Origin of the sequence: Embleya sp. NPDC020630 (genome assembly GCF_044334985.1) — a bacterium.
Classification (GTDB): Bacteria; Actinomycetota; Actinomycetes; order Streptomycetales; family Streptomycetaceae; genus Embleya.
Genome location: NZ_JBIRUB010000009.1, coordinates 185,835 through 207,558 on the forward strand (window position 1 = coordinate 185,835; position 21,724 = coordinate 207,558).

At 71.3% G+C, this 21,724-nt stretch carries 16 protein-coding genes; 10 read left to right on the top strand and 6 right to left on the bottom strand.

Translation table 11 applies throughout. The features are described from left to right. Window positions 1–2: 2 nt before the first annotated feature. Together ACH4XV_RS28840 and ACH4XV_RS28845 are read right to left on the bottom strand one after the other, a co-directional pair. Window positions 3–3,206, bottom strand: coding sequence for an amino acid adenylation domain-containing protein (locus ACH4XV_RS28840; protein WP_395794744.1), 3,204 nt, complete (start codon window positions 3,204–3,206; stop codon window positions 3–5). Between the two features lie 132 nt (window positions 3,207–3,338). Beyond that, complete coding sequence (locus tag ACH4XV_RS28845) at window positions 3,339–3,650, bottom strand: hypothetical protein (protein ID WP_078982114.1); 312 nt, start codon at window positions 3,648–3,650, stop codon at window positions 3,339–3,341. A 414-nt stretch (window positions 3,651–4,064) separates the two neighbouring features. Between ACH4XV_RS28845 and ACH4XV_RS28850 the strand changes: the two genes are divergently transcribed. Genes ACH4XV_RS28850 through ACH4XV_RS28885 form a run of 8 tightly spaced genes read left to right on the top strand, consistent with a single transcriptional unit; the run spans window position 4,065 to window position 13,898 of the window. Beyond that, window positions 4,065–5,327 (top strand): GNAT family N-acetyltransferase, encoded by a 1,263-nt coding sequence (locus ACH4XV_RS28850; RefSeq protein WP_395794746.1) that lies wholly within the window; start codon window positions 4,065–4,067, stop codon window positions 5,325–5,327. A 43-nt stretch (window positions 5,328–5,370) separates the two neighbouring features. After that, window positions 5,371–6,606: a DegT/DnrJ/EryC1/StrS family aminotransferase gene (locus ACH4XV_RS28855; protein WP_395794748.1), complete on the top strand. Its 1,236-nt coding sequence runs from the start codon at window positions 5,371–5,373 to the stop codon at window positions 6,604–6,606. A gap of 19 nt (window positions 6,607–6,625) precedes the next feature. Further along, on the top strand, window positions 6,626–7,600 hold the full coding sequence (locus ACH4XV_RS28860) for a glycosyltransferase family 2 protein (RefSeq protein ID WP_395794750.1): 975 nt from the start codon (window positions 6,626–6,628) through the stop codon (window positions 7,598–7,600). Then, window positions 7,597–8,985 (top strand): NAD(P)/FAD-dependent oxidoreductase, encoded by a 1,389-nt coding sequence (locus ACH4XV_RS28865; protein WP_395794752.1) that lies wholly within the window; start codon window positions 7,597–7,599, stop codon window positions 8,983–8,985. The genes ACH4XV_RS28860 and ACH4XV_RS28865 overlap by 4 nt, the downstream gene beginning before the upstream one ends. Further along, on the top strand, window positions 8,982–10,400 hold the full coding sequence (locus ACH4XV_RS28870; RefSeq protein ID WP_395794754.1) for an aspartate aminotransferase family protein: 1,419 nt from the start codon (window positions 8,982–8,984) through the stop codon (window positions 10,398–10,400). The genes ACH4XV_RS28865 and ACH4XV_RS28870 overlap by 4 nt, the downstream gene beginning before the upstream one ends. After that, complete coding sequence (locus tag ACH4XV_RS28875) at window positions 10,397–10,855, top strand: hypothetical protein (protein ID WP_395794756.1); 459 nt, start codon at window positions 10,397–10,399, stop codon at window positions 10,853–10,855. Before ACH4XV_RS28870 ends, ACH4XV_RS28875 begins: the two co-directional genes overlap by 4 nt. Next, window positions 10,834–12,297 carry a GMC family oxidoreductase N-terminal domain-containing protein gene (locus ACH4XV_RS28880; RefSeq protein ID WP_395794758.1) on the top strand — a complete coding sequence of 488 codons (1,464 nt, stop codon included), beginning with the start codon at window positions 10,834–10,836 and terminating at the stop codon, window positions 12,295–12,297. The genes ACH4XV_RS28875 and ACH4XV_RS28880 overlap by 22 nt, the downstream gene beginning before the upstream one ends. A gap of 47 nt (window positions 12,298–12,344) precedes the next feature. Next, window positions 12,345–13,898: a GMC oxidoreductase gene (locus tag ACH4XV_RS28885; RefSeq protein WP_395794760.1), complete on the top strand. Its 1,554-nt coding sequence runs from the start codon at window positions 12,345–12,347 to the stop codon at window positions 13,896–13,898. A gap of 10 nt (window positions 13,899–13,908) precedes the next feature. On the opposite strand, the gene ACH4XV_RS28890 is transcribed toward ACH4XV_RS28885, so the two are convergent. The 3 genes from ACH4XV_RS28890 to ACH4XV_RS28900 all read right to left on the bottom strand — a co-directional run bounded on the left by ACH4XV_RS28890 (window position 13,909) and on the right by ACH4XV_RS28900 (window position 16,898). Then, window positions 13,909–14,868 carry an ROK family protein gene (locus ACH4XV_RS28890; protein WP_395794762.1) on the bottom strand — a complete coding sequence of 320 codons (960 nt, stop codon included), beginning with the start codon at window positions 14,866–14,868 and terminating at the stop codon, window positions 13,909–13,911. Between the two features lie 108 nt (window positions 14,869–14,976). Next, a complete protein-coding gene (locus tag ACH4XV_RS28895) occupies window positions 14,977–15,507 on the bottom strand; it encodes a pyridoxamine 5'-phosphate oxidase family protein (RefSeq protein ID WP_395794764.1) in 531 nt (176 codons plus the stop codon). A 668-nt stretch (window positions 15,508–16,175) separates the two neighbouring features. Then, a complete protein-coding gene (locus tag ACH4XV_RS28900) occupies window positions 16,176–16,898 on the bottom strand; it encodes a hypothetical protein (RefSeq protein WP_395794766.1) in 723 nt (240 codons plus the stop codon). A gap of 280 nt (window positions 16,899–17,178) precedes the next feature. Here ACH4XV_RS28900 and ACH4XV_RS28905 point away from each other — a divergent pair, with 280 nt between their 5' ends. Beyond that, window positions 17,179–17,799: an L-threonylcarbamoyladenylate synthase gene (locus ACH4XV_RS28905; RefSeq protein ID WP_380027591.1), complete on the top strand. Its 621-nt coding sequence runs from the start codon at window positions 17,179–17,181 to the stop codon at window positions 17,797–17,799. 178 nt (window positions 17,800–17,977) lie between these two features. Next, window positions 17,978–20,290, top strand: a complete 2,313-nt coding sequence (locus ACH4XV_RS28910; RefSeq protein WP_395795067.1) for a HelD family protein — start codon at window positions 17,978–17,980, stop codon at window positions 20,288–20,290. 68 nt (window positions 20,291–20,358) lie between these two features. Here the strand turns inward: ACH4XV_RS28910 and ACH4XV_RS28915 are convergent, their stop codons facing one another. After that, window positions 20,359–21,687, bottom strand: a complete 1,329-nt coding sequence (locus tag ACH4XV_RS28915; protein ID WP_395794768.1) for an aromatic acid exporter family protein — start codon at window positions 21,685–21,687, stop codon at window positions 20,359–20,361. Window positions 21,688–21,724 lie beyond the last annotated feature (37 nt).

The following is a 21,724-nucleotide window of genomic DNA, read 5'->3' on the forward strand; positions in this document are numbered from 1 at the left end:
CGTCACGGGCGCGTCGCCATCCGGTGGTAGTGGACGTAGCGGTCGAACACCTTCGCGTCGATGACGGGCGGTCGCAGGCCGATCCGCCGGGCCAGCCGTTCGGCGCGGGTGACGGAGAACAGCGCCGTGCCGTCCTGGAACACCTCGGCCAGCCGATTTCGGTGCGGTTGCGGATTCTCCTCGGGCGCCGGCAGTACGGCCAGTGCCCCCGCCAGGGTGCGGTCCCCGGGCGCGGCGAGCGAGGCGTCGTGCAGGGCCGTCCAGAAGGTCTCGTATCCGACCGGCTCCAGCCCGAAGGCCGCACCGAACGCACCCAGCAGTCCGCCGAGTTGCACGGGCGTGGGGTGCAGGAGGTGGAACCAGCCGCGTTCGTGGTGCGCCACGGCGGCGGCCAGCAGCGCCCCGACGGTGTCCAGGGGCGTGTAGTCCAGGAGCAGCGGGTTCGTGGGGTACACGCCTACCCGCAGGCACGCCCGGATGAACAGGTCCGTGCGGGAGCCGGTGTTCGGGACGCCCGTGTCGGTCGCGGGCATGACCTCGCCGAGCCGGTGCACCGCCGTCGGCAGGCCGCGTTCCGCCGCCTGGAGGACGAGTTGTTCAGCCACCCACTTGGACCGCCCGTACCCGGTCGTGGCGGCGTCGGCGGCCGGCCACGGCGCCTCGGGCGCCCGGGACCCGGGGCCGTCGGGGACCGGCGCCCGGCCGCGCGCGGCCAGGGTGGACAGGAAGTGCAGCGCCTTGGGTCGGCACCGCGTGGCGAACCGCAGGATCTCCACGGTGCCCTCGACGTTCGCCGGGCGATGCGCCGAGTATCCGCGCACGAGGTTGACCAGGGCGCCGGCGTGCACGATCGTGTCGACGCGCTCGGCGAGGCGGCGCGCGTCCGCGTCGTCCAGGCCCAGGCCCGGGGCGGACAGGTCGCCGACCACGATGTGCAGGCGTTCGGCGTGCTCGTCGCGCCAGAGGCCGTAGTGGCGCAGGTTGTCCGCCACGCGCCTGCGGGCCGACTCCGCGTCGTCGGCGCGGACCAGGCAGTACGCGGTAACCCCGGGCGGGCGAAGCACGTCGTAGAGCAGTTGTGCGCCGACGAAGCCGGTCACGCCGGTGAGCAGCACATGCTCGACGCGCGGTTCCGTCGGCGCGTACGGGAGTCGGATGTCCGGAGGGAGCACCGGATCGTGGCCGAAGTGCTCGGCGGGACCCGGGCGGGTCCGCCGTGCGGCGGTCGAGGCGCCGGTGCCGCTGTCGCTTCCGCCGCCGATTGCGTGGCCGTTTCCGTTGCCGTTCGGCCCGGTTCGGCCGCGCAGCGCCGCGAGTTGGTCCGTCACGGTGGGGGCCGCGACCACGTCGCGTACGGAGAACCGGGTCCGGAAGCGGGCCGCGATGGCCAGGGCGAGGCGCTGGGCGCTGAGCGAGTCGCCGCCGCTGTCGAAGAAGTCCTTGTCGGCGTGTACGACGGGTTCCGGGAGCACCTCGGCCCACAGGTCGAGCAGTGCCTGCCGGGCGTGTTCCGCGGTCGGCAGGGGTCGGGTGGCGCCGCCGGCGGTGCCCTGCGGGACCGGGGCGGCGGGGGCTCCGGACTGCGCCGGGCGGTCGAGCAGTCGTTTCAGGGCGCCGCGATCGGCCTTCCCGTTGCCGTTGAACGGCATGTTCTCCAGGATCACGAAGCGTTTCGGGGTCAACTCGGCCGGGAGCGTCGCGCGTACGTGGCGGACCAGGTCGTCGGTCGAGGTGTCGCCGCTGACGGTGACGAAGGCGGCCAGGTATGTGGAGCCGCCGTGTTCGTGCGCCACCACCTTCGCCTCGCGGACGTGGGGGTGCGTGGCGATCGCCTGCTCGACCTCGCCCGATTCCACCCGCACCCCGCCGACCTTGAACTGCTGGTCGCGTCGGCCGCCGAAGAAGAGCACGCCGTCCGCGTCGTGGTGCCCGAGGTCGCCGGTGCGATACATGCGCGACCCGGGCAGCTCGGCGAACGGGTTCGCGACGAACGCCGCGTCGGTGCGCCGGGGATCGCCCAGATAGCCGAGGCCCAGGCACTCGCCGCCGATGTGGATCTCGCCGATCTCGCCCGGCGCCACCGGCCGGTTGTGCTCGTCCAGGACGATCGCCCACGTGTTGTCGATGGGACGGCCGATCGGCAGCGGACTGCGCCGGTCGCGGGTCACGTCGTGGAAGACCGACCCGATTGCGGCCTCGGTCGGGCCGTACGTGTTGATCAGCGCGACGTCGGGCAACATCTCGTGGAACAGCCGGACGGCGCGCGCGTTGATCTCCTCGCCGCCGATCAGCAGCCGCCGCAGGGAGCCGAGGCGTGGCACCAACTCCGGTTGCGAGTGCAGCAGTTCGACCAGGCTGTTGAAGATCGTCGGGACGAAGTCGGTCATCGTGATCCGATGCCGCGCGATCACGTCGACGGTGGCGGCGAGGTCGAGCATGCCCCGGGGTTCCGGGATGACGACGCTTCCGCCGTGGGTGAGCGGCCACAGGAGTTGCCACAGCGACGAGTCGAACGTGTGCCGGCTGTTCTGGAGCACCCGTTCCGGGCCGTCGGTCACGAATCGGCGGGTCATGTAGAGGAATCGATTGAGCAGGCCGCGATGCGTGTTGAGGGCGCACTTGGGTACACCGGTGGACCCGGACGTGTAGAAGCCGTACGCGAGGTCGTCGGGGCGCGCCGGCGGGCCGAAGCGGCCGGCGGTCGGGGCGCCGAGCCGGTCGAGGTCGACCGCGAGGGTCACGGGAGCATCGGAGTCGTCGCCCCACGTCGGCCGGGTGTCCCGGCTCGTGCCGACTCCGGCGTCCTGCGCCGTGTCCGGGCCGGCGACGGACAGCACGACCTTCGGGTCGCACGCGCGGATCATGCCGTGCAGCCGCTGCTGGGGCCAGGTCGCGTCCAGGGGCACGAACGCCGCGCCCGTCTTGAGGACGGCCAGCATGGCCACCGGCAGGCCGAGGCCGTTGCGGGCGGCGAGCGGTATCAGGTCGCCGGGTCCGGCGCCGTGTTCGTGCAGATCACGGGCCAGCGCGCTTGCCATCCGGTTCACGCGCTCGTAGTCGAGGACCCGGCCGGCGCATTCCACGGCCGGGGCGTGTGGGGCTCGCGATGCCCGATCCTCGACGAGGTCCAGGACGGTCCGGTCGGGCGGGAGGGAGACGGCTCGGCCCAGGAATTGTGCAACCTGTGTCTCGCGCAACCTCTGCATGTCGATGAAGTCCCCTGTCGCATGGGTGCGAACAACTCGTGACAAGCGGCGGCCGCGACGCCGAAAAAGATGGGAAAGCCCTCGCCGATGGGTCGCCGAGGGCTTTCCCGTCAGTGATTTCGAAACGCCGGATCAGACCTCGGTCGCCACCCAGCTGATATACCAGCCGTGACTCACCGCGTATTCCACCGGCAGCGGCCGACCGTCCTGCCAGCGCACGTAGATGCGGAAGCCCTTGGCGGTCGGCGTGTAAATGGTGTTTCCACCGGTGGTGGTCCACATGGAGTCGCGCCCGCACAGATTCGCCGTGTACACCGGGGTTTCCGAGAAGTTGCCCGCACTGGTGTCCACGTCGATGTAGATCCCGGTGCCGTTGTCCTCCTCCACGTGCTGCTGCCAGTCGTCGATGGCGGTGTTGCCGGCGATAAACCTCGGATTGCTCATGTGATCTCCTCGGTCGCAGCGAAGACGCGTATCCGCACGTCGGCGTCGCGTTCGAGTGTTAGCGATCGGTTCCGTAGATCACAAGGCACCCCGGCAATCTTCATGGAATTCGGCAGAATGATCTGTTCCGATTTCGGAGCATCGGAACGGAAGGATCAATTCCTGCTCGATCGATCGGTAGCGAACCCCGCACGGTCGCTTCCCGAACGAATCCTCGACAAGCCTTGACAGTCGCAGGCCCGGCGTGAAGCATGATTGTGGGCCGATGGCCTGTAAAGATCAGCCGGCGGTCGATATAGATCACTCGGCGGTCGGTCGGCGGTGCGCCGCCGCAATTCGGCAATTCTCCCGTTCGGGTCGTCACCGAGACGTGCACCCCGAACTCTTTCGCATGCCTGCGAGGTGCCCTTGCCTGTGGATCAGAGCCGATCACGTATCGACGGATACGATTTCCGTGCGCCGGATTCATGGGACCAATTCGCCGACGTCGTCGCCTTGGCCTACGGCGGATACGAGGCGGTTCCGGAATATCGAAAAATCATCGGCGACATATTCGAGCCGAAGCGCTCGCTGCTCGCGCACCGCGCCGGCGAGACCTGCGCCACGCTCGCCCTGTACTCGCTGGACATGAGCGTCCCGGGCGGTCGGCAGCCGATCGCGGGCATCGGCTACGTCACCGTGGACCCCACGCACCGCCGTCGCGGCCTGATGCGCGGCCTGATCCGGCGCACCCTGGCCGGCCTGCACGACCGCGGCGAGGAGGCGGTCGCCGCGCTGCACACCACGGAGCCGGCCATCTACGGACGCTTCGGATTCGGCTCCGCCACTCGCGCCGTCCGGATCCAAATCCCCCGATCCTCGCGCGAGTTGACCGGACCTCCCGCCGCTTTGCCCGCCGACCCGCCGTTGTCCGTGCGCGTCCTGGACCCCGCTCGATGCGGCGCGGACATCACCCGAATCTACGAGCACGCCATCGACCGGCGGCCGGGCATGCCCCGGCGCGACGGTACCTGGATGCGCCGGGCCGTGCTCGACCTGCCGGAGCGGCGCGGCGGCGCGGGACGGCTGTTGTGCATGCTGGCCGGCGCCGACGACGGCGAGCCGGCGAGGGGATACGCCCTCTACTCGCTGACCGCCCGGTGGGAGAACTCCTACCCGCGCTACGAGGTGCACGTCCGCGAGCTGTTCGCGAACGACCCGGCCGCGTACGCGAGTCTGTGGCGGGCCCTGCTCGACATCGACCTCGGCGGCACGGTGATCGCCGACCGCCCGATCGACGACGCGATCCTGGCCCTGCTCGACGACCCGCGCAGCGCCGCGCCCGTCGCGCGCGATCAGCTCTACACCCGCCCGGTGGACGTCGAACGTGCCCTCGCCGGACGCGGATACGGCGCCGAGGTCGATCTGGTGCTGGACGTCGCCGACCCGATCTGCACGTGGAACGAGGGCCGTTGGCGACTGCGCACCGGCACGCACGAGGCCGAGTGCGCGCGTACCTCGGCCTCGGCCGATCTGGAGCTGACCGTACGTGAGTTGGGTGCCGTGTACCTCGGCGGCACCTCGTTGACGCAACTGGCCGCGGCCGGGCGGGTGGTCGAACACCGGGCGGGCGCGCTCCGGGCCGCGACCCGGGCGTTCCACCACGACCCGGCGCCGTTTTGCCCGACGGTGTTCTGAGTCCACCGCACCGGCCACGAACACGACGTGAGGAGGCGGTCGCATGCCCGGTCCCGGGTACGCGTCCTTCGGTGACGAGGAACGACGCAACATCGCGGAGGTCCTCGACGCCTGGCAGAACACGGTCGGGGTGCACTCCCAACCCGTGGCACAGGACTCGCAGTGCCGCCGGCTCGAACGGGAGGCGGCGAGCCGGCTCGCGTCCCCGCACTGCCTGACGGTCAACAGCGGCACCTCGGCGCTGCTGACCGCCTTCGCCGCGCTCGGCATCGGACCCGGGGACGAGGTGATCGTCCCCGGATACATGTACGTCGCGTGCCTGTCCGCCGTGGCCTACAGCGGCGCGACGCCCGTGCTCGCCGAGATCGACGAATCGCTCACCCTCGACCCGGCGGACGTGCTCGCCAGGATCACCCCGCGCACCCGCGCGATCATGCCCGTGCACATGCTGGGCGCCTCCTGCGACATGGACGCCCTCACCCGCATCGCCCGCGAGCACGACCTGCTCCTGATCGAGGACGCGGCCCAGGCGTGCGGCGGCACATACCGCGGTCTCCCGCTCGGCGGCATCGGCGAGGCCGGGGCCTTCTCGCTCAACGTCTTCAAGGTCGTCACCGGCGGCGACGGCGGTCTCCTGCTGACCCGCGACGCCGCCACGTTCCAGCGGGCCTACTCCTTCCACCACCACGGCTGGTTCCCCTACGCGCGCGAAACCGGCCCCGGCGACGTGCTGTTGGGTCTCAACCTGCGGATGGGCGAGTTCGGCGCGGCGGTGGCGCGCGCACAACTGGCGCGCCTGGACGACGTCCTGGCCCGCACCCGCGCGCTCAAACGCGACCTCACCGACGCGATCGGCACCCGCGACGGCGTCGCCGAACGGGCCCTGCACGACGCCGAAGGGGACTGCGCCACCGTCGCGGTCTACGTCTTCGACAACCGCGAAGCAGCCGAGGAGGTCGCCTCCGGGCTCGGCTCCAAGACCCTGCTGCACTCGCCCAAACACCACTACGGGGGTCTGCCGGAACTGCGGGCCCTGGCCGATCCCGACCACCCGTCCTGCCCCTTCCGCCCGGTGGAACCCCCGGCCCGCGGACACACCTACCGCCCCGGCGCGCTGCCCCGTACCGACGACGTCCTGAGCAGGTCCGTGGCCCTGACGGTGGGGTTGACCGACACCTACCTGGGAGCCGACTTCGGAGTCGACGTCTTCAGCCGCCCGCACGACGTCGCAGCCGCCGCCGAGAAGTTCCGGGCGACGCGCGACGCCGTCCTGGGCTGAACCGGAAGGAGTCCGCACCGTGTCGCAGCGAAAGGCGGACGGACCCGCGCCGCGCACGCCGCTGATCAGCGTGGTGGTGCCGTGCTACAACGAGGGAGAGGTGGTCGCCGAGGCACATCGCCGCATCTCCACCGTCATGCGGGCACTCGACGGATACGACCACGAGATCGTCTTCGTCGACGACGGCAGCCGGGACCACACCTGGGACGTCCTGACCTCCCTGGCCGGCGCCGACAACCACGTGCAACTCGTACAACTGACCCGCAACTTCGGCCACCAGCCCGGGATGATGGCCGGACTGCGCGAGGCCCGCGGCGACGCCGTGGTCACCCTCGACGCCGACCTCCAGGACCCGCCCGAACTGATCCCGGCCATGGTCGAACGCTGGGGCCAGGGCTGGCCCGTCGTCTCGGGTCGCCGTGTCGCTCGGCACGGCGACACCCGGTTCAAGGTCGCCACCGCCTACGTCTACTACCGCCTGCTCAAGTCCCTCGCCGACCATCCCATCGCCCTGGACACCGGCGACTTCCGCCTGCTCGACCGCTCGGTCGTGCAAACCCTGACCGAACTGTCCGGCGACCCGGGCTTCCTGCGCGGACTCGTCGGCTGGACGGGCTTCGCGGAGACCAGCATCGAATACGGGCGGGCCCCGCGCTCGGCCGGCCGGTCCAAGTACACGCTTCGCAAGATGGCGAGCCTGTCCCACCGGGGCGTGATGACCTGCACGGCCACGCCCGCCCGGCTCCCGACCGCCGTCGGCGTCGCCTGGCTCGGCGGCGTCGCGCTCACCTCCGCGGTGCGCCGGCGGCCGATGCCGGTCGCCGCGTGGACCTTCGGCGGCGAAGCGCTGCTCCTGGGCGTCCTCGGCGAATACCTGCGCCTGGTCCACCACGAGGCGCGCGGCCGCCCGTCCTACGTGGTCGCCCGGCGCGACCGGCAACACGCGGTCACTCCGGTGACCGCGCTCGCCGAACCCGAGGAGCAGGCGTCGTGAGCCGCGATGACACCCGCTTCGACGTGGTGGTCGTCGGCGCCGGATTCACCGGCCTCGCCGCCGCGCACGAACTGGGACTCGCGGGCCTGAAAACCCTGATCGTCGAGGCGGACGACCGCATCGGCGGCCTGGCCGGCACCTTCGACGTCGGCGACGGACAACTCGAACGTTTCTACCACCACTGGTTCGAGTCCGATCACGACATGTTCCGGCTGTGTGCCGAACTCGGCCGCGGCCACCTGGTGGAGCGCCGGCCGGCCCGCACCGGCTTCTACCACGCCAACACCATCCACCGCCTGTCCAGCCCGCTCGACGTGCTGCGCTTCGCCCCGCTGCCGCCCGCCGACCGGGTGCGCCTGGGACTGATGGTGATGCGCGCCGCGCGAGTACGCCACTGGCGCCAACTCGAAGCGCTCACCGCCGAGGAATGGCTCGTGCGCATCGGCGGACGCCGGGTGTTCGACCTGGTGTGGCAACCGCTCCTGGAAGGCAAGTTCGGCGCCTACGCTCCCCAGGTCGGGGCCACGTGGATGTGGACCAAGCTGCACCTTCGCGGCGGCAGCCGCAACAGATCCGGGCGCGAGGTGCTGCACTACCTGCGCGGTGGTTGCGGCGCTCTGCTCGACGCCTGGCGGCCCCGACTGTGCGAACTGGGCATCAGACTGCGGCTGCACAGCCCGGTCTCCGCCGTCCTGGTCGACCACGGCGGCGTCACCGGGGTCCGCGTCGGCGACGAAGTGGTCTCCGCGCGGCGGGTGTTGGTGACGACCGCGCCGAGCGTGCTCGCCGACATGCTGACCGGGCAGGACGACGAACACCTCGCCGTACCCGCGCTGCGCCGCCAGTTGGGCAGCATCCCCTACCTGGCGAACATCTGCCTGGTGTTGGAGAACGCCCACGCGCTCTCCGACACCTACTGGCTCAACGTCACCGACCCCACGTTCCCCTACGTCGGAGTCATCGAGCACACCAACTTCGACGATCCGGGCCACTACGGCGGCCGACACATCGTCTACCTCTCCAAGTACCTCCCCGAGGACTCGGCGCTGTACCGGATGAGCGACGAGGAGGTGTTCCGCTACAGCCTGCCCCACCTGCGCCGGATGTTCCCGCGCTTTCGCGACGAATGGGTGCGCGGCTACCACGTCTGGCGCGCGGATCACGCACAACCGGTGATCACCCGCAACTATTCGAGGATCGTGCCGGGCGTGGAATGCGCGGTACCCGGCCTGTACATGGCCGGCATGGCGCAGGTCTTCCCCGAGGACCGCGGCACCAACTACGCGGTACGACACGGCAGAAACGCGGGCAGGCTCGTCGCCGATCGGGTGCGGGCCCACGAACGCACCGGTCTGGCCAGTCTACGAACGGGAGACGGGACGTGAGCGAACTGCTCGACGCCGAGGCCTGCGAGCACCTGTCGATCGACGAGGTGCACGATCTCTACCGGCGCCACGTCAGCCGCAGCCAGGTCACCCTGATCGGCTCGTTCGGATTCGGCCGCGACCTCGTGGAACACGCGGAAGGCTGCTGGATCACCCTGCGCGACGGCCGCCGCGTCCTCGACTTCACCGGCGGGGTGGGCGTGCTCAACCACGGCCACAACCACCCGCGGATCCTGGCCGCACGCCGCCGCTTCGCCGAGCGCAAGCGCATGGAGGTGCACAAGAACTACCTCTCCCCGTACGTCGCCGCACTCGGCCACAACCTCGCGATGCTCCTGCCGGGCGACCTGAACATCGCCTACTTCCCCAACTCCGGGGCGGAGGCCGTGGAAGGCGCTCTGAAACTGGCGTACAAATACCACCGCGGCCGACGGGGCACGGTACTGCACACCGACATCGCCTTCCACGGCAAACTCCTGGGCGCGGGCAGCCTCACCGCGTCGCCGGAGATCCACTTCCCCTTCCCGAGCCTGCCCGGCACCGACCGCTTCGCCTACGACGACGTGGACTCCTTCGCCCTCGCCCTGGACCGACACCGCACCGGCGACGGCGGCAGCGACGTGTACGCGGTGGTGCTCGAACCGTTCAGCGCCTCCGGACTGCGCGAGTGCTCCGAGGAGTTCCTGCGCGCGGTGCGCCGGATGTGCGACGAACTCGACATCGTGCTCGTCTTCGACGAGGTCTTCACCGGATGGGGGCGCACCGGCTCGCTGTTCCACTTCATGCGCCACCGCGACCTGATCCCGGACGTGCTCGTCACCTCCAAGTCCTTCGGCGGCGGCAAGGCGTCCATCTCCGGCTACGCGGCCCGCGAACACGTCTTCCGCCGCGCGTACGACAACCTCGCCGACGCCACCCTGCACAGCACCACCTACCACGGCTTCGGCGAGGAGACCGTCACCGCCCTGGAAGCCGTCGCGATCGTGGTCGAGGACGACTATCCCGCCCGGGCCCGACACATCGGCGAACGCCTCGGAAACGGACTGGCCAAACTTGCCGAGACACACCACCGCCTCGTCGCCGCGACCACCGGACGCGGCGCGCTGCACGGGGTGTTCCTCAACGCCGGCCCGGCCCGCCTCGACCGCATCACGCGGTTGCTCCCGGGACCCTTCGCCAGGGACCCGCAACTGCGCGCGAAACTGGTCACCGGAGCGGTGATCTCGGCGCTCTACCACGACCACGACGTGCTCACCTACTACGGCTCCAACCACGGACTGCCGCTGATCGCCGCACCGCCGCTGATCGCCGAGGACGAGGAGATCGACCTCTTCCTCACCGCCCTGGACCGGGTCCTGGACAAGGGCATCACCCGGCTGGTCACCGCCTTCGTGAAGGACAGGGTGACCGCGTGAGCGGCGGGGACGTCGCCCCCGACCCGGCGGCGGCGGACCGGCGCGCACTCGCGCGGAGCTCCCGGGCGCTGCGGGCGAGCGGCCTGGCGCGCGTGTGGACGGTCCGGTATCCGCCGCTGCGCGAGCCCGAGGCCGCCGCGCTCGCCGACGAGCACGTCGCGGGCAGCCTGGCCGCGCTGGCGCAGCCCTATCGGGCCGTGTTCGGCGTGCTGCTGCGCCTGGTGCCGTCCGTCTTCCGGCTCGTGACGGGTCGTCGGCTCGATCTCGCCTCCCCGGACGTGTTGTCGGTGGGTGCGGCGCGGCTGGAACGGCTGCCGGTGCTGGGCACCGTGATGCGGACCACCGGCGCCCTCGCGTGCTACGGGGCGCTGGACGGCGTGCGGCCGGCGGCGGTGGCGGCGCGGGCCGCGGGTACCGAACTTCCGGAGCGGGCATGGCCGAACGACCCGCGGTGATCGACTGCGACGCCCTCGTGATCGGCTCCGGCGCCGGTGGGGCCGTCGCCGCGCTGGAACTGGCGCGCGCGGGACGGCAACCGATCGTGCTGGAGGAGGGACCCGAGGTGTCCGTCGCGGACATCGCCGAAGCGTCGCCCGCCGCGAACATGCGGCGGCTGTACCGCAACGCGGGACTGTCCCCGATCCACGGGCGCCCGACGATCGCCTTCGGCGAAGGGCGCTGTGTCGGCGGCACGACCGTCGTCAACGGCGGCCTGCTGTGGCACCCACCCACCGACCTGCTCGACCGCTGGGCGCTGCGCTCGGGCGTCGACGGATATCGGGCCGAACACCTCGACACACACCTGCGCGAGATCACCCGCCGGTTGTCGGTGATCACGCACATGCAACGCCCGCCGGCCAACCGGGACTCGCGGCTGCTCGCGGTCGGCGCGGATGCCCTGGGCTGGCGCCGACAGGACGCCCGCCGCGCGGTGCGCGGATGCCGACACAGCAACCGCTGCGCCACCGGTTGTCCGACCGGGGCTAAGCAGAGCATGGCGCTGACCTACCTCCCGCAGGCCCGGCGGCGGGGCGCGCGCGTCGACGCCGGCACCCGCGCGGTTCGCATCGGGCACGACGGGCGCACCGTCACGGCGGTATACGCGGTCGGCCCCGACGGGCGGCGGACGACCTATCGGCCGAACGTCGTCTTCCTCGCCGCCGGCGCCCTGGGCACCCCAGCCCTGCTGCAACGCAGCGGCATCCATGCGCGCCGGGCCGGGCGGCACACCGCGATCCACGTCAACCTGCGGGTGAACGCCCGCTTCGCCGACCCCGTCGCGGCCCGGGACGGGACCATCTTCACCACCCAGCTCCACGAGTTCGCCGACCTGGGCGTCCTGGTCATGCCCGCCAACCTCACCCCCGGCACCCTGGCCGCGAGCCTCGCCGGGCATCCGCCGCACGTGCCGGCCCGGCTGCTCGCGGCCATCGACCACGTCGGGACGTACACGGTGCAGGTCCGGATGTCCGGCGGCGTCCGCGTCACCGCGTTGCCCGGCGGCGGCCTGCTCCTGCGGCATCATCTGCGGGCGAGCGACCGGGAGTTGTTGCGGTTCGGACTGCGGCAGGCGGCGCGGGTGCTGTTCGCGGCGGGCGCGGTCGAGTTGTACGCACCCGAGCGGCGCGTGTTGCGCTCCGTCGCGGAGGCGGAGGCGTTCGTCCCGGGAGCCGACCCGAGGCGCTGGGACCTGGTCTCGGTGCACGCCATGGCCTCGTGCCCGATGGGCCTGCCCGAACGCGGCGGGATGTGCGACGGATACGGCCGACCGTACGGCCTGCGCGGGCTGCACCTGTGCGACGCGTCGGTGCTGCCCGGCGCGACCGGGGTGAGCCCGCAGGGGACCATCATGGCGTTCGCCCACGAGATCACCGCCAGGTATCTGGCACCGACCTGACTACCCAGGCTGCCCCGACGCGCAATTCGGGAAAGGAAAACACCCACGTGTCGAATACCCCTTCTCCAGCACAGCTGCCCGGCCTCCTCGAACCGCGTTCCGACGAGATTCGGTGCGATATCGCGATCATCGGCTCCGGCATGGGAGGCGCGACACTCGCCTACGCACTGCGTGATCTCGGAGCCCGGATCACGGTGATCGAGCGGGGGGACTTCCTGCCGCGCGAATACGAGAACTGGTCGCCGAAAGCCGTTTTCACGCAGGGCCGCTATCGCAACAGCGAAAGCTGGTACGACGGCACGAGCCGGCCCTTCCGACCGGGCGTGCACTACTACGTGGGCGGAAACACCAAGGTGTACGGGGCCACACTGCCGCGATTTCGGGAAACGGACTTCGGCGCGGTCGACCTGCACGAGGGCGTCTCGCCGGCCTGGCCGATCGACTATCACGACATCGAGCCGCACTACGCCCGCGCGGAGCGGGTCTACCGGGTGCACGGCACCCCGGGGCAGGACCCCACCGAGCCGTGGCGGTCGGGCGACTTCCCGTTTCCCGCGGTGGCCCACGAACCCGCCGTCGCGGAACTGGCCGACTCCCTGCGCGGCCAGGGACTGACGCCGTTCGACATGCCGATCGGGGTGGATCTGCGTACCGGGGGTGGCTGCGTGCGCTGCGCCACCTGCGACGGGTTCCCGTGCCTGCTCGACGCCAAGAGCGACGCCGACGTGTGCGCGATGCGCCCCGCGCTGGCCGCCGGCAACGTCGAACTCCTGACCCGCACCACGGTCGTACGGCTGCGCACCGACCCGGGCGGCACACGGGTGACCGAGGCCGTCGCCACCCGGGACGGCAGGGAACTGCGCGTCGTGTCCGAACGGTTCGTGCTGGCGGCCGGGGCGGTCAACACCGCCGCGTTGCTCCTGCGGTCCGGGTCCGGAGCGGTGCGCGGTCTGGCCGACGGCTCGGGGCGGGTGGGCCGCAACTACATGGTGCACAACAGCACGTTCGTGGTCGCGGTCGACCCGCGCCGCCGCAACGAGACGGTCTTCCAGAAGACCCTCGGCTGGAACGACTGGTATCGCGACGAGGGTCCGCACGGGCCGCTGGGCAATGTGCAAACGCTCGGGAAGCTCCAGGCCCCGATGGCCCGCGTGCTCGGCGATCGGGTGCCGGCGCCGATGCTCGGCGCGCTGGCCGCGCACAGCGTCGACCTGTACCTCACCAGCGAGGACCTGCCCGCGCCGAGCAATCGCATCACCGTCGACGGGGCGGATCGGGTGGTCGTGCACTGGTCGCCGAACAACCTGGCGCCGCATCGGGAACTGGTGCGGCGCACCACGGACGCGATGCGGCGATCGGGGTACCCCATGGTCTTCACCCGACGCATGGGGGTGGCGGTCAACTCCCACCAGTGCGGTACGGCGGTGATGGGCGAGGACCCGGCCACCAGCGTCGTCGACCCCTATGGCAAGGCGCACGACCTGGACAATCTGTGGGTGGCCGACAGCGCGGTGTTCCCGTCCTCGGCGGCGGTGAACCCGGGCCTGACCATCGCCGCGAATGCCTTCCGGATCGCCGCGGACGGCGAACTCGCCGGTTGAGGACGAGTATTCAGGCGCCGGACGGGGGATCGCCGGCCAAGAGGTCCCAGGCCAGCAGGCCGGCGCCCAACGAGCCCGACTCGTCCTCGAAGCGCGCGCCGAGCAGTTGCGGCGGCACCTGGAAGGTCAGCCGCCGTTCGAGTTCCGCGCGCAACGGGCACAGCAGCAGGTCGCCCGAGCGCGCGATCCCCCCGCCCAGTACGACGGCGGAGGGATCGAGCATCGTCACGGACATCACCAAGGTGTCGGCCAGGCCGTCGATCACCTCGGACCACACCCGGACCGCGATCGCATCGCCCTCGGCCGCCAGACGCGCGACGTCGGCGGCATCGATGGCCGACCCGTCGCCCGGGTTCGCGAGTTCGCGATGGCGGCGGGCGATGGCGGGCCCGCCGACCACGGTGCTCACGCATCCGCGCTGACCGCATCCGCAGGCGCGGCCGTGCGCCCGCAGGACCGTGTGGCCCAACTCGCCGGCCCGCCAGTGCGCGCCGACGAACGGCCGACCGCCGATCATGATCGCCGCCCCCACCCCGGTACCGATCGGCACGAACAGGAAGACGTCGTGGCCGACGCCGGCGCCGAGGCGGGCCTCGGCGACACCGCCTGCGCGCACGTCGTGCCCAAGTGCCACGGGCAGGCCCAGCCGTTCGGCCACCCGGTCGCGCAGCGGCACGTCGCGCCACCGGAAGGCGGAGGAGAACACGGCCACCCCCGCCGCCTCGTCCACCACCCCGCAGGCGGCGACCCCGACGGCGCGCACCACGGCGCCGCGCCGGGTCGCCTCGGCCACCGAGGCGGCGGCGTGGTCGAGCACGTGGTCCACCACGGCGTCGGGGCCCAGTTCGCGCCCGCTGCGGTGCCGGCCGACGAATTCGTGGGCGCCGTCGCGGCCGATCAGCGCCGACTTGAAGGCGGTGCCTCCGAGGTCGAGACCGAGCACGACGTCCTCACCGGCATACGTCCGCATGACCGTGACTCCTCACTCGGGGTGGCCGTTCCGGCCCGCCCGCGCGTCCCCGAGGGCGTCACGATACAAGGCGCCCGAGCCGTCCGGGCGCCCGATTCGTCCGGTTGCTCAGTCGGCGGACAGCAGTTGCGCGGTGCTGAACGGAACGGTCACGCGGTGACTGACCAGGCCACCGTGTACGGGGTGGCCGTCCGGGTGCAGCAGGGAGTAGGCGTCGATGCGGGCGCGGTACAGCCGATTGGGCGACGCCCCGCGGAAGTCGTCCGCCGGGCGTTCGCGCTTCACCCGTACCTCCGGGTCGGGGTAGCGCCGTGCGTAGTAGACGGCGCAGCCCTCGGCGACCTCGTCGTCGCTCAGTCGCCGGGCGGTTCCGCTGCCGAACAGGGCCTGGTCCGTCCCGGTCGTGCCGAGGTCGTAGGCCAGTACCGAAACGGCCGGATTCTCGTCGATGTTGCGCGAGTGCCGGGAGTCGGCGGCCGATATCCAGTAGAAATGGTCCTCGAAGTCCCAGGCGTGCGCCAATGGGGTCATCCAGGATTCACCGCCCCGAGAGGCGGTACCCAGGGTGAGATAGCGAACAGATCGCAGAACGTCTCCGGCGATGACTCGAAGATCCTCATCGGACAACGACACGTGCACCTCCGTCGGCTGGCTGATTCGGCGAAGAGAATCCCCGCCCGGCTCGCTGCATTTACCGTGTCACTCTAACAACGGGCGCGTATTATCATAAGCCTGCCGAGGTCGTGGCATCCGGAATGCTTCTTCTCTGTTCCTGTGCATTGTGCAATCGATCAAGGACCGGCGGCCGAAAGGCCGAATTCCGAGGCGGTTTGGAAAGCCCCCGCCGGATGGGCGTGGCGTCGGCGACGATCCGTCGCCATGAGACTACTCTGGGTGCTCGGATGTATCGCGTGTCGCGGCTTCCGCTGCAGCTCACGTCGTAGTCTTCGTCCCATTCCCCGTAGGCGCTCGCGTTGCCGGTCGCGTTGCAACTCCCGTTGTATCTCCTGGTGATCGCCGCTGTCGGGGCCCGGTCCGGAGTCAGATGGTGTGCTTGTGCGTGACGAACGTGTCGGTCGGGTACGGGATTTCCATCGGGTCGGGGCGGTCCGCCGGGTGCGTGCGCAGACGGGCGAAGAAGACCTCGCATGGTGCCCGCACGGGCGGGCGATTCCCGGACCGGTTCGCAGCGGATTTCGGGCGCGCCAGGGGGCGTTGCCGACCGAACGTTTGCGTCTTCGGCGGGGGTGGAGCAGCCGGGGGGGCTCCACCGTCGCGCCGTGCGACCGGCGGGGCCCGCCGGGGTTCTACTCGTGGCCGCTGATCTCGCCGCCCGCGCTCAGCACGATGTATATGCCATTGGCGACCGCGCCGGCGTCGTGCTGGTTCGCTTCCAATGTCCCGTAGTCCGCACCCCCGTTGCCGAGGATCCGCGCACGGAAGCGGAGTTCGCCGACCTTGGTGACCTCGGCCGTCCAGCCGCCGGGGAGTCGGAAGGTGCCCGGACCGGTGTGTTGGCCGCCCATCCAGGAGTGGATCGTGCCGTCCATCGAGAGCACGACGAACATGCCGTTGGCGTCGAGTCCGGCGTCCGTGTCGTTGGTTTCGAGCGTGGCGAGGACCTGGCCGCCGTTGACGATCTTGGCACGGTAGCGCTGGGCGCCGAGACCCTCGATCTGGGCGGTGCTGCCGTCCACGAGGGTCTTGCCACCGCCCGAGGAGCCGCCGCCGCCCTTGGGCGTCGTGGCCGGCGGGGTGCCGGTCTTCGGGGTGGTCGTGCCGGCCGGTGCGCTCGCACCGGGTGCACCGGGTGCACCGGGTGCACCGGGTGCGGCGGCCGTCGCGGGCGGGGTGGCCGGGACGGGCGGCGGGGTGCTGTCGCCCACCTTGGCCGTGGCGGCCGGCGCGGTGTTCTTGTCCTTGTCGTCCGAGTCGCACGCCGTTGCGGTGGGAATCAGCAGGGCCGCCGCCAGCACGGCGCCGGCCAGCGTACGGACGGTGTTCGTACGGGGGATCGTTACGAGGGACATGCGATTTCTCCCGAGCAATCGGTATCGAGGACGCACACGTTGCCCACTCCCTCCGGTGTCGGGACGGGAGGCGGTGGCGCGCCGTGCAAGATCGACGTTAGCCCGGAAGACTCGACGAATTGGGTCCCGCCATGTCACCGGATTGCTACGCCTCGGATCGTGCGGCGGCCCCACAAGTGACGCCGGACAAGCCCCTCATCCCTCGACCTCCGCCGCAACGGCCGCCGTCGGGTGGTGGGCTTTGGTCGGGGGCGCGGCCCGGTCCCCGTAAGGTCTGCGCATGGCGAAGTATTTCGATGTGCATCCCGAGAACCCCCAGCAACGCACCATCGGCAGTGTGGTCGACCTGATCCGCGGCGGGTCGCTCGTCGTGTATCCGACGGATTCCTGTTTCGCACTGGGATGCCAATTGGGCAACCGTGAGGGCATCGCCCGGATTCGCGCGATCCGCGAGCTGGACGACCGGCACCACTTCACCCTGGTGTGCGAGAGCTTCGCCCAGCTGGGCCGGTTCGTACACCTGGACAACGACGTGTTCCGGGCGATCAAGGCGTCGACTCCCGGCCCCTACACCTTCATTCTCCGTGCGACGTCGGAGGTGCCGAAGCAACTGCTGCACCCGAAGAAGAAGACGGTCGGCGTGCGGATTCCCGACCACGTCGTCACCCAGGCCCTGCTCGCCGAACTCGGTGAGCCGATCCTGTCCAGCACGCTGCTCCTGCCCGGCGAGGAGGAGCCGCTGACGCAGGGCTGGGAGATCAAGGAACGGCTCGACCACGTGGTGGACGCCGTGGTCGACTCGGGCGACTGCGGCACCCAACCGACCACCGTCATCGACTTCTCCAGCGACGAGGCCGAGATCGTCCGCCGCGGGGCGGGCGACACCGCACGCTTCGAGTAGCGCCACCCCGGCCCCCCGGCGACGGACCGGGCGGCACACGGAAAAGCCCCGGTCGACTTGACGTCCGGGGCTTTTCGCGAGGTATATTTGGTGGTTCTGAATACCGATTCCGAATGGTATTCGGAAAGCTCAACGACGACATGATATCCGTCCGGGAGTCGAATTGTCAAACGCCGAATTGCGACACGAGCAGGAATTCGTCGATGTGCTGTATGCGCACCTCGCGGACCTGCGCGCCCGAACGGAGGCCGCCGTCGAGAGCGCGCTCGGGCGCGAGCACGACGGCACCCGGCAGGCACGCGTCGAGCGGGACATCGCGGTCTTCGAGCAGTCGGGCCTGCTGGCGGCATTGGACGCCGGTGCGAACGGCCTGTGTTTCGGCCGATTGTTGTTCCGCGACGGCGCCGACCATCACATCGGGCGCATCGGGATCCGCCGCGACGACGCCGAGCGCACGCCGTTGGTCATCGACTGGCGTGCCGATGTCGCCCGGCCGTTCTATCTGGCGACCGGGCACACCCCGATGGGGCTGCGGCGCCGGCGGCACATCACCACGTCCGGGCGCCGGGTCACCGGGCTGCACGACGAGATCCTGGACCTCACCGACGCCACCCGCACCGGCTTCGAGGGCTCGGACGCCGACGCCGTGCTGCTCGCGTCGCTCGACGCGGCCCGCACCGGGCGCATGCACGACATCGTGCAGACCATCCAGGCCGAGCAGGACCGGATCATCCGCGCGCCGCACGGCGGGGTGCTGGTGGTCGAGGGCGGCCCGGGCACCGGCAAGACCGTCGTCGCGCTGCACCGCGCGGCGTACCTGCTGTACGCGAACCGCGAGCAGTTGACCCGCCGCGTCGTGCTCGTGGTCGGCCCCAACCCCGCCTTCCTCGGCTACATCGAGGACGTGCTGCCCTCCCTCGGCGAGACGGGCGTGCAATTCGCCACCCCCGGCGAGCTGTTCCCGGGCGTGACCGCCACCGCCGTCGACACCCCGGAGGCGGCGGAGGTCAAGGGCCGTGCCGCGATGGCCGAGGTGCTGCGCCGCTTCGTGGCCGACCGGCAGACGGTGCCCGAGACGCCGTTGTTCATCGAGCACGACGACGGCGACCTGTACCTCGACGCGGCGATCGCCGAGGCCGCCCGGAGCAAGGCGCGGGCGACGCCGCTGCCGCACAACCTCGCCCGCCCGGCATTCGCGTCGCGTGTGATCGACGGCCTGACCGAGCAGTTGGTGGACCGGCTCGGCGCCGACCCGTTCGGCGGGCCGAACTTCCTCGGCTCGAGCGAGATCGCGCAGTTGTCGATGTCGGTCGCCGAGAGTCCGGCCGTCCAGGCGGCCATCGACGAACTGTGGCCGCGCCTCACGCCGCAGGAACTGGTCGCGGACTACCTCGCCGAACCGGTCTACCTGTCCGACGAGGACGCGGCCGCGATCCGGCGCCCGATCGGGTACGACCCGGTCTTCGGGACCCGCGACCGCGTCGAATGGACCGTCGCCGACGTGCCGTTGCTGGACGAGGCCGCCGAACTCCTGGGCGAGGACGACTCCTTGGCGCAGGCCCTGGTGGCGGCCGAACGCCGGCGGCGGATCGCGTACGCGCAAGGCGTGCTCGACCTGTCCTACGGCTCGCGCACCCAGGAGTTCGAGGATCGCGACGACGAGGAGTCCGAGGTGCTGAGCGCCCACGACCTCGTGGACGCCGAACGCCTGGCCGAACGGCAGGAGGAACTCGACCACCGCACCTCCGCCGAACGCGCGGCGGCGGACCGCACCTGGGCGTACGGCCACATCGTGGTCGACGAGGCCCAGGAACTGTCCGCGATGGCCTGGCGGTTGCTGATGCGGCGCAGCCCCACCCGGTCGATGACCCTGGTCGGCGACCCCGCGCAGACCTCGGAGCCGGGCGGGTGCGGCTCGTGGGAGCGCATCCTGGTCCCGTTCGTCGAGGGCCGCTGGGAGCGGGTGCGGCTGGGCGTGAACTACCGTACGCCGACCGAGATCATGGAGGTCGCGGCCGATGTCATGCGGGCCGTCGACCCCGGATTCGAACCGCCGGACTCGGTGCGCTCGACCGGCGTGAAGCCGTGGTCGCGGCACACCGCGGACCTGCCGGCGGCCGTGGCGTGGGCGGTCGCGCACGAAGGGGCCGCCCCGGAGGCGGGTCCGGGGGACGCGACCGGCGGCGCCGACGCGCGGGTTCCCGTCGACGGCCGCGTCGCCGTGATCGCGCCGCGCGAGCTGATCGACACGCTGGCGACGGCGATCCCACACGCCGAGCGAGGCGTCGAGCCGGACCTGACCCGGCCATTGGTGCTGCTCGATCCCAAGCAGGCCAAGGGCCTGGAGTTCGACGCGGTGATCGTCGTGGAGCCGGCCGCGTTCGCCCTGGCGGACCTGTACGTGGCCCTGACGCGGGCGACGCAACGCCTCGGCGTCGTCCACACCCGCGACCTGCCGCCCGGCCTCACCGGTCTCGCCCAGGCGGGCTGACGGCGGTGGGGCGCCGGCCACGGGCTCGACAGGCACGTGGCCGGCACCCCACCCGGCGCCCCCATCCGTCAGGTCCGGCGACGCAGGGTGTGCCGCAGGGGCCGCGGCAGCCGGCGCGGGGCGCGGAGGAGGCGGTCGGTGGGCGCCACCACCCGCCGGATGCGCTCGCGCAGGACCGGACCGGGCCGGGCGACCACGGCGCGCAACCGGCGCTCCTCGGCCAGTCGCCGCCGCCGCTCCTCGATGCGCTGCGCCAGGTCGCCCGGAGTGCCTGCCGGGCGGGTCTCGTCGACGAGCTTGTCGACGGCGGTCAGCAGCGTGCCGTACAGCTCCCAGCGATCCGGGTTCTCGATCGAGTCGGCGAGCAGGATCGCCTCGGTGCGGGAGCGGTCCTCGAGCGCCTCGGCCAGCCGTTCGCGCTGGGTGTTCTCGGCTCGGGCGGCCTCCTCGGGCAGGGCCCGCCCGTGCAGCACGACCAGATGGCCGTACGCCGCGAACAGCGCCGCGAGCGAGTGGAACAGGCTGCGCAGGGACTGCGCGGTGGCCAACGGGATCTCGGTGTACGCCGGCTCGCCGTGCTCACCCCGCGCGTAGAGCCCGCTCAGCGCCCGACACACCATGCGCAACGCCACCGCGCTGATCTCGGCGGTGTCCAGGCCGCTGCGCAGCGCCAGCACCCGCACCGTGGCCCGTCTGCCGCGCGGGTTGAGCCGGGTGCCCTCCTCGGCCGTCGACAGCGTGGCGTCCACGCGCACGATGTCCCGGTCGATCCGGCGGGCCTCCTCCAGCCAGCCGTGCGCCCGGGCGTGGCTGACGTCCTCGCCGATCTCCCGGGCCATCGTGTCCAGCAGTCGCGTCAGCGCGTCGAACGCCGACATCACCGCCTCGTTCGCGGGCCGGACGTGCACCGGCGGCGCCAGGACGAGGGAGAACACCATGCCGACCGCGGCCCCGATCAGCGTCTCCGCGATCCGGTCCCACGCGGTGTCGGCGACCTGGCTGACGCCCAGCACGATCATCGCGCTGATCGCCACCTCGTTGATCGAATCGCCGAGCCGGATCAGGTGCCCCAGACCGAGCGAGGCCAACAGCAGCAGGGTCAGACTCCACCAGTTGAGCCCGACCGCCTCGCTGAACATCACCGCGATCAGCACCCCGGACACCACGCTGGCCACGCGCTGTACACCCGTGGTGAACGTCGCGTACGAGGTGACCTGGACCACCAGGAGCGCGGTGAGCGGGGACAGGATCGGCTGTGGATCGGGGCCGGTCAACAGCAGCGCGGCGACGTACGAGGTCACCGCCGCCACGGTGGTCCGCAGCACCTGCGCGACCAGCGAGGTCTCGCTCTCCTTGACCCTGGACAGCGCCGCCGAGAGATCGACGTCGGACGGCATTCGGCTCCCTTCTCCACCCGGTCGGACGGTGATCTTT

What these genes read in the sequence shown, in the direction of transcription:
- ACH4XV_RS28905 (WP_380027591.1), top strand. Translation starts at nt 17,179, where the DNA reads ATGGCGAAGTATTTCGATGTGCATCCCGAGAACCCCCAGCAACGCACC.
- ACH4XV_RS28845 (WP_078982114.1), bottom strand. Translation starts at nt 3,650, where the DNA reads ATGAGCAATCCGAGGTTTATCGCCGGCAACACCGCCATCGACGACTGG.
- ACH4XV_RS28840 (WP_395794744.1), bottom strand. Translation starts at nt 3,206, where the DNA reads ATGCAGAGGTTGCGCGAGACACAGGTTGCACAATTCCTGGGCCGAGCC.
- ACH4XV_RS28880 (WP_395794758.1), top strand. Translation starts at nt 10,834, where the DNA reads ATGGCCGAACGACCCGCGGTGATCGACTGCGACGCCCTCGTGATCGGC.
- ACH4XV_RS28915 (WP_395794768.1), bottom strand. Translation starts at nt 21,687, where the DNA reads ATGCCGTCCGACGTCGATCTCTCGGCGGCGCTGTCCAGGGTCAAGGAG.
- ACH4XV_RS28855 (WP_395794748.1), top strand. Translation starts at nt 5,371, where the DNA reads ATGCCCGGTCCCGGGTACGCGTCCTTCGGTGACGAGGAACGACGCAAC.
- ACH4XV_RS28890 (WP_395794762.1), bottom strand. Translation starts at nt 14,868, where the DNA reads ATGCGGACGTATGCCGGTGAGGACGTCGTGCTCGGTCTCGACCTCGGA.
- ACH4XV_RS28900 (WP_395794766.1), bottom strand. Translation starts at nt 16,898, where the DNA reads ATGTCCCTCGTAACGATCCCCCGTACGAACACCGTCCGTACGCTGGCC.